Raw genomic sequence first — 7,121 nt, 5'->3', positions numbered from 1 at the left:
TGCTCGCGCAGGGCCTCCGCCGCGCGCAGGCCTGCCAGCGAGGCACCCACGACGACTATCCGGCCTTCCCTGCGCAGGATCTCGACGTCGGAGTCAGCCGACATGGGCCTCGACCGCCTTCGTCGGCTCGTCGGAGTAGTCGACGAGGATGGCCTGCACCGGGCAGGCCGCCGCGGCCACTTCCACCCGGTCCCGCTGCCCCTCGTCGAAACGGGGAGAACAACAGCGCCTCATCGCCGTGCAGTGCGAAGACGTCAGGGGCCAGAAAGACGCACTGGGCGTATCCCTGACACCGGTTGAGATCGACGACAAGCCTCATCTGGAACCCGCTCCCTGCGCGGGCCGTGACCGCCACGGCACGCAGCCGTCTGCGCTCGGTCCATACGGTTCGGCGGGGCATGCCTCCCTTTCAGGATCGACCCCTGTGAAGGGAGGCCGCAAGGCGAGGGCCGCGTGCGCGGGGCCTGTCGGCTCACAGGCGGATGACGACGAGGGCGATGTCGTCGCGGGCACCGCTGGCGACGCCGAGGCGGTCCAGCAAGGCGTCCGCCAGTTCCTCGGCGGCCAGCGTGCTGTCCTTGGAGAGGGCCGCCGTCAGGCGGGCCAGGCTGGCGTCGATGTCTTCGTCGTGGCGTTCGACGAGCCCGTCGGTGTAGAGCACGAGGGTGTCGCCCGGTGTGTAGGACAGGCCGGCCTGGGGGCGGGGGACGTGGTACGGACGGGCACCAGGGGCGGATCCGTGGCCTGGTCCAGCAATTCCCAGGCCCGCCCGGGTGGAGGAGTACCGGGGGCAGGTGCCCGGCGTTGCTGTAGATGATCAGTTGGCTGCGGGTGTCGATGAGCACCTTGACGGCGGTCGCGGCGGTCGCGCCTTCCAGGGAGCGGGCGTACAGGCCGAGGACTTCCAGGGCCTGGGCGGGGCTCGGGATGGCCCGGATGGCGGCGCTCAGGGCGCTGCGCAGCATGCCCATGACCGCCGCGGCCTCCAGTCCGTGGCCGACGACGTCTCCCACCGCAGCGGAATAGCGGTCGGGCGGCAGGTCCACGACGTCGTACCAGTCGCCGCACACGTTGAGCAACTTCGTCGCGGGCAGGTACCGCACGGCCATGTTGGTGTGCCGGTCCAGGTCAGGGGCCTGGAGCATGGCTTCCTGCAGGGCGACGGCCACCTGACGTTCACGTGCGTGGGCCTGGCGCAGTTCCTGGTTCAGCCGGTGCAGCTCCTGGGCCCGCACGTAGAGCTCGGCGGCCAGGCCCCTCTCCCGGTCGGTGAGCTCCTCCGTGAGCTGTCGCGCCCGGCGTGACTGGATGAAGGCGGTGACGTCCTCGGACCGCTGCACGATCCACGCCACCCGGCCGTCCGGCCCGAGAACCGGAGTGTGGACGTCCGACCACCACCGCTCCTCGAACCGGCCCAGGTGATCAAGCGCGGGGATGTCGTACCGCTGCAGCACCAGGGTGTCCGCGACGCCGGTCTCCTTGACCCGGAGCAGCGACGCCATCAGGCAGCGCGTGTCGTCGGGAGTGGCGGGGTTGGCCGGCAGGGCGTCGAAGAGGTACTTGCCGATCAGCTCCTCCCCGGCCCGCCCGGTGGCCCGCACGTACGCCTGGTTCGCGTAGCGGATCACCAGGTCCGTGTCCAGCATGACGTACGGGCTCGGTGTGGCGTCGAAGAAGGCCGTGAAATCGATGTCGGCTGCCATGGCGCTGTCTCCCAGCCTGCAGGCGCCATTGCCCGCTGCTACCAATTTACGAGCGATACGACCGCAGGGCGCACCGGAGCGGCCGCAGGGTCGCCATCCTGGCGTGGGGGCGGGCGATCGCCGGGCGCCCGAGCGCCTCGGAGTGCACCTCGTGGCGGTGATCGCTTCGTGCGTCACCGCAGCCGGCCATGGCGTCACCGCGGCGGGCGGGGGTGTGTCAAGGGGCGCGGCGGATACGGATCGGGCCGCGGGCCTTGGCCGGTTCGACGGGGCGGCCGGACTGGGTGATCTCGACGTGGCCGGCCATGACCAGGCGCCGGGCCGCGCGGCGGGCCGGTTCCATCAGTGCGCGCCAGCCGTCGTCGTCCCCCTCGTACACGGCCCGGGCCGCGTCGGAGGGGCAGATCGTCGCGGTCGGGCCACGGCGATCCAGCAGTTCCAGGATGGCCCGTTCCAGGCGTCGGTCCGTCTGCCGGTCGCTCACTCAGGCAGTGTCGCACCGGCGGTGACGGCCGCGCACCGGCGACGCCGTCGAGGCCGCTCTGTGGCTCACCGCTCCTCCCGCCGTGGCCCCGTGGCCCCGGCGGGAGTCCCACTTACGGCGCCACAGCCTCCAGTTGCCGCCCGCTCGTCCACTCCGCGACCGCCCCGGCGTTGAGCCCACGGCCGAGGGCGATGGCCGCGAGCGTCACACCCGCGCGGGGCTCTCGTCGAGGAAGCCGCCCGACTGGTGCTTCCAGAGCTTCGCGTAGACACCGTCCGTGGCGAGCAGTGCGTCGTGCGTGCCCTGTTCGACGACCCGACCCTGGTCGAGGACGACGAGCCGGTCCATGCCCGCGACCGTGCTCAGCCGGTGCGCCACCACGAGCGCCGTGCGCCCTTCCATGAGTCGCCACAACGCCTCCTGGACGAGGATCTCGCTCTCCGAGTCCAGGGCGCTGGTCGCCTCGTCCAGCAGCAGGATCGGCGCGTCACGCAGGATCGCCCGGGCGAGCGCGACCCGCTGGCGCTGCCCGCCCGACAGCTTGATCCCGCGCTCCCCCACCATGGTGTCGAAGCCGTTCGGCAGGGCGTCGGCGAACTCCGTGACGTGCGCCGCCTCGGCCGCGCGGCGGATCTCGGCGTCGCCGGCGTCGGGCCGGGCGAAGGCGATGTTGTCCCGCAGCGTGCGGTGGAACATCGCCGGGTCCTGCGGCACGTAGGCGATCATGCCGCGCAGGTCGGCCTGGCGCATTCTGCTGATGTCCTGACCGCCGATCAGGATCCGTCCGCCGTCGATGTCCGTCATCCGCAGCAGCAGCCGCGTGAGTGTGGTCTTGCCGCCGCCGGACCGGCCCACGAGTCCCACCCGCGCGCCGGTGGGCACGTCCAGGTCGAGGCCCTCGAACAGGGACCGGCCGCCGGCGTGGGCGAAGGTGACCTTCTCGAAGCGGACGTCGGCCTCCCGCCGCAGCAGCGGCTCCGGCACGGGCGGATCTAGCACGGTCGGCGGCGTCAGCAGCAGTTCGGTGAACTGGGCGGCCTCCGTCATCGAGCTCTCCAGCCTGCGGTAGATCTGGTTGAACTCGAACATGATCCGAGTCGCGTTGGAGTAGTAGGTGAACGCGACCACGATCGCCTCCACGCCGTGCGCGCCTCCGGCGAGCATGACGGCGAGCAGCAGGCCCAGTGCGTTGGTCAGCACCGACATCGGCGCGACGAACGTGTCGATGCGCAGGTTGCCGTAGTCCCACGACCGGAGGGTGAGCCGCCGGGAGGCCGCGACCCGCGAGCGGTGCTCGGCGGCCTCGCGTTCCTCAGCGGCGAACGCCCGTACCGTGTCCATGTTCATCAGGCTGTCGGCGACATGCCCCGACACCCGGGCGATCGCCTCCTCACGCTGGTCGACGAGCGCCTGGCGGCGCCGGATGAGCGGCACCACGCAGACCGCCGTCAGGGCGATCATCACCAGGAGCCCGACGACGAGCAGTGGTTCGTAACGCCACAGCACCACCGCCCCGAACGCCAGCGGCAGGAAGCTGCCCACGATCTGGAACGTCAGCGTGTCGACGAACTGCTCGAATCGGGAGGCGAAGCTCAGGACACGCTTGGTCAGCGACCCGGCGAAGTTGTCGTGGAAGAACGCGGCGTCCTTGGCGAACAACTCGTCCATGCCGATGACGTACAGATGCTCGATGCCGAGGGCGTCGAGGCGGTTCAGACAGTGCAGTGCGACGCGCCACAGAGCCTCCGCGAGCAGCAGCACACACACGAAGCCCAGGACGTACGGCAGTGCCGAGGCGACGGTGAGGTCCTTGTCCCCCGCGATCTCGCCGACCAGCTTGGCGACGATCAGCGGCGCCACGTAGTTGATCCCGATGTTGCCCAGGGCCGTCAGCAGCATCGCCGGCGCGGTCAGCCACCGTAAGCGGGTCAACTCCCGTCCGTAGTAACGAAGTGCGAGAAGCACCGAGCGCTTGCCCGGCAGCACCCTGCGCGATTCAGGCGTTCCCATCCCACCTCCCTCAGTCGTCGTGGGCGCACCCGCGACGGTTACGTGGAGTCACGTAACGGATACGCAGTGTCCCGCGACGGCGACCACGGCGTCCAAGCGTTTTCGGGCCGGTGACTGAGGAGGAAGAACGCACGACTCAGGCGCGTACGCAGCTTCCCACTACCCTAAGTAACATGATCAACTTCTGGCTCGGGCGTGCCATCACGTCCCCCAGGCACCCGTTCAGCCGCCGCCCTTCCCGCCGTCGACTCCAAGGACATCGATGTCATCCCCGAGTGATGCCCTGCAACAGGCCCGCGCCGATCACGAGCACCACACGCGGACCTGCCGGCAGTGCCATGTCGACACGGTGCCGTGCGCCGTCGCCAAGCACCTGCTGCGCCTGTACAACAACGCCCGACGAAGCGCCGCCCGCCCGGGCGACGACCACTGACCGTCGACTCCCGCCCCGGCCCCGGTGTCTCGCGCACCGGGGCCGCACGCCGTCCGGCGCGGGACGCCTATCGGTGGTCATACTGTGACTGGTTCGTGCTGACGCTCGTCAGGCAGCTCACCGCGAGGGCGACCGGTGTCGCCACAGGGGGAAGGCAATGACCAAGCGAACGGGCAGGGTTGTCTGCGATCTCACGGTCTCGGCCGACGGGTACTCGGCCGGGTTCGACCAGACCGAGGAACGCCCCTTCGGCGACGATGGCGGCGACGGCTCGGGCGGCAGGATGCACGCCTGGATGTTCGACACACCCGACGAGAACCGGGCCGAGGTCGAACAGATGACCGCCGCCCAGGCATTCATCATGGGACGCAACATGTTCGGCCCGGTGCGCGGCGATTGGGACCAGCCCTGGAACGGCTGGTGGGGCGACGATCCGCCGTTCCACGCACCGGTGTTCGTGCTGACCCACCACGCGCGCGAGCCGCAGCCGATGGACGGCGGCACCACGTACCACTTCGTCACCGACGGCATCGCGTCGGCACTGGCACAGGCACGCACGACAGCCGGCGACGGCGTCGTCGCGATCCAAGGCGGCGCGACCACCGTCAACCAGTACCTCGCGGCAGGCCTGATCGACGAGTTGCGGCTCCATATCGTGCCGTTCACACTCGGTGCCGGCACACGGCTTTTCGAGGGCGTCCCGCCGCTGGAACTCGAGCAGGTGAGGTCGCGGTCGGCGAGCATCGTCACGCATGTGACGTACCGGGTGCTGACCTGAGCGACGAGCGGCCGCCCGTCCGCTCCCGCGGCAGACCTACCCAGCAGTAGGAGTCGGGGTGGGCAGATCCGCGGACCCCGCGGCTCCGAACAACCTGTGAGGGCCGCGTTCGCCCTCCTTCAACCGATTTACCGGCGTGCTCCCGGTTGCCTGCTGCGGAAAGGTGAAGTTCGTCAGGCAGACGGGCCTGCACGAGGTGCGCTTCTCTCCCGGAGGAGCCACTGTCGAGCAGAGCTGAGGGGCGGCCATGAAGCGTGGAAAAGACCCAGGCGCGAAACGCGACGCGCCGGTCCGTCGTACCCGGTCGTCGGACGACGCCCGGGTGGACGAGCTGCTGGTTCGTGCTGCCCACGGTGACGAACAGGCCTTCGCGGGGGTGTACGACGCGCTGGCACCGCCCGTGATGGGACTGGTCTGGCGAGTGCTGAGGAACGAGGCGCTGGCGGAGGAGGTGACCCAGGACGTGATGGTGGAGGTATGGCGTACCGCCGACCACTTCCGCGCGGAGCGGGGCCCCGCCCGCGCCTGGGTGCTCACCGTCGCCCACCGCAGGGCGGTCGACCGGGTGCGGTCCGTCGCCGCCGGCAAAGCCCGCGAGGTGCGCACAGCCGTCCTGGAGCAGGAGCGGCCGTTCGACACGGTGGCCGAGGAGGTCGAGGTCCGCGAGGACTACCGCGTCGTCTTCCGCTGCCTGTCCGGCCTGGCGGGGCACCTGCGGCTGCCTCTGGTACTTGCCTACTACGAAGGGCTGACCTACACGGAGGTGGCCGACTGCCTCTCCACTCCCGTCGGAACCATCAAGTCGCGAATGCGTCAGGGACTCCAGCGGTTGCGTGAGTGTCTGGAGGGTCGGTCATGAGGCACCCCGAGGACCCGTGCACGGATGTCGGCGCGTACGCGCTGCACGCCTTGCCGCCCGATGAGCGAGCGGCCTTCGAGAACCACCTGGCCACCTGCGCGGCGTGCCGACGCGAGGCCGACGAGGCGTCGCGGACCCTCGCCTGGCTGGGCTCCGCCGAGGCTCGGCAGCCCTCCGCCGACCTGCGTCGGCGTGTCCTCCAACGGATCACGACCGAGGGCCAGGAGCGGCCCGTCGCCCCGCGGCAGGATCGCCTCGGTCAACGGGGCCTGCTGGTCGCGCTGGCCGCGTCCGTGGCGGCAGCCGCGGGGGTGGGAGGCATCGCCTGGTGGCAACACTCCGAAGCCGACAGCAACCGTGAGCAGATCGCCGACGCCCATGCCGACACCGAGGAACTCGTCGGCCTCCTCGCCGCCACCGACGCCAAGATGAGCACCGCGCGGCTTGCGGACAGTGCCACGGCCAGCGTGATCGCCTCCCGGGCCCAGGACCGCACCGCGTTCATCGCCTCAGGCCTGCCACCCCTTCGCGAGGGCCAGGTCTACCAGCTCTGGTACGAACGGGCGTGGGAGTACCGACCCGCCGGCCTGCTGCACTCCGCGGGTGGTCGTCAGGCCCAGGTCCTCGCCGGGTCCCTGAACGGGGCCACCGCCGTCTGTGTCACCGTCGAGTCCGCCGGGGGCGCGCCTCAGCCGACCACGACGCCGCTCGCCAGGATTCCGGTGCTCAGTTGATCTCAGTCGATCGAGGACGTGTGCACTCGTCACCCGGCCCGGCGCGCAGCAGGCCGGCCCGCCCGGGGGTGCGGGACGCCCGGGGGGGGGGCGCACCCCGCCGGGGTGGGGGATGCCGGG

General features: G+C 70.7%; 6 protein-coding genes and 2 pseudogenes. 4 read left to right on the top strand and 4 right to left on the bottom strand.

Translation table 11 applies throughout. From position 1 onward, the window contains the following. Nucleotides 1-93: 93 nt before the first annotated feature. From ACFV6X_RS15580 to ACFV6X_RS15565, 4 genes and pseudogenes are all read right to left on the bottom strand, one after another. A pseudogene (locus tag ACFV6X_RS15580) lies at nucleotides 94-319 on the bottom strand (ferredoxin). A 153-nt stretch (nucleotides 320-472) separates the two neighbouring features. Then, nucleotides 473-1,703, bottom strand: a pseudogene (locus tag ACFV6X_RS15575) (PP2C family protein-serine/threonine phosphatase). A 217-nt stretch (nucleotides 1,704-1,920) separates the two neighbouring features. Further along, nucleotides 1,921-2,187, bottom strand: a complete 267-nt coding sequence (locus tag ACFV6X_RS15570) for a DUF3253 domain-containing protein (protein WP_385383095.1) — start codon at nucleotides 2,185-2,187, stop codon at nucleotides 1,921-1,923. Nucleotides 2,188-2,391: 204 nt separating this feature from the next. After that, the gene (locus tag ACFV6X_RS15565; RefSeq protein WP_385383092.1) at nucleotides 2,392-4,197 is read right to left on the bottom strand and encodes an ABC transporter ATP-binding protein; all 1,806 of its coding nucleotides are present in this window, start codon (nucleotides 4,195-4,197) and stop codon (nucleotides 2,392-2,394) included. 262 nt (nucleotides 4,198-4,459) lie between these two features. Between ACFV6X_RS15565 and ACFV6X_RS15560 the strand changes: the two genes are divergently transcribed. The 4 genes from ACFV6X_RS15560 to ACFV6X_RS15545 all read left to right on the top strand — a co-directional run bounded on the left by ACFV6X_RS15560 (nucleotide 4,460) and on the right by ACFV6X_RS15545 (nucleotide 7,001). Then, nucleotides 4,460-4,630, top strand: a complete 171-nt coding sequence (locus ACFV6X_RS15560; protein ID WP_385383089.1) for a hypothetical protein — start codon at nucleotides 4,460-4,462, stop codon at nucleotides 4,628-4,630. A gap of 157 nt (nucleotides 4,631-4,787) precedes the next feature. After that, nucleotides 4,788-5,408, top strand: coding sequence for a dihydrofolate reductase family protein (locus ACFV6X_RS15555; RefSeq protein ID WP_385383086.1), 621 nt, complete (start codon nucleotides 4,788-4,790; stop codon nucleotides 5,406-5,408). 247 nt (nucleotides 5,409-5,655) lie between these two features. Further along, nucleotides 5,656-6,267 carry an ECF RNA polymerase sigma factor SigK gene (gene sigK, locus ACFV6X_RS15550; protein WP_365447926.1) on the top strand — a complete coding sequence of 204 codons (612 nt, stop codon included), beginning with the start codon at nucleotides 5,656-5,658 and terminating at the stop codon, nucleotides 6,265-6,267. Continuing rightward, nucleotides 6,264-7,001, top strand: a complete 738-nt coding sequence (locus ACFV6X_RS15545; RefSeq protein ID WP_385383083.1) for an anti-sigma factor domain-containing protein — start codon at nucleotides 6,264-6,266, stop codon at nucleotides 6,999-7,001. The genes sigK and ACFV6X_RS15545 overlap by 4 nt, the downstream gene beginning before the upstream one ends. Nucleotides 7,002-7,121: the final 120 nt, after the last annotated feature.

Source organism: Streptomyces sp. NPDC059861, from assembly GCF_042731435.1.
Taxonomy (GTDB): Bacteria; Actinomycetota; Actinomycetes; order Streptomycetales; family Streptomycetaceae; genus Streptomyces.
Note: the sequence above shows the minus strand (reverse complement) of the source record. Positions and strands in the feature narration are given on the sequence as shown.

What these genes read in the sequence shown, in the direction of transcription:
- ACFV6X_RS15565 (WP_385383092.1), bottom strand. Translation starts at nt 4,197, where the DNA reads ATGGGAACGCCTGAATCGCGCAGGGTGCTGCCGGGCAAGCGCTCGGTG.
- ACFV6X_RS15560 (WP_385383089.1), top strand. Translation starts at nt 4,460, where the DNA reads ATGTCATCCCCGAGTGATGCCCTGCAACAGGCCCGCGCCGATCACGAG.
- ACFV6X_RS15555 (WP_385383086.1), top strand. Translation starts at nt 4,788, where the DNA reads ATGACCAAGCGAACGGGCAGGGTTGTCTGCGATCTCACGGTCTCGGCC.
- sigK (WP_365447926.1), top strand. Translation starts at nt 5,656, where the DNA reads ATGAAGCGTGGAAAAGACCCAGGCGCGAAACGCGACGCGCCGGTCCGT.
- ACFV6X_RS15545 (WP_385383083.1), top strand. Translation starts at nt 6,264, where the DNA reads ATGAGGCACCCCGAGGACCCGTGCACGGATGTCGGCGCGTACGCGCTG.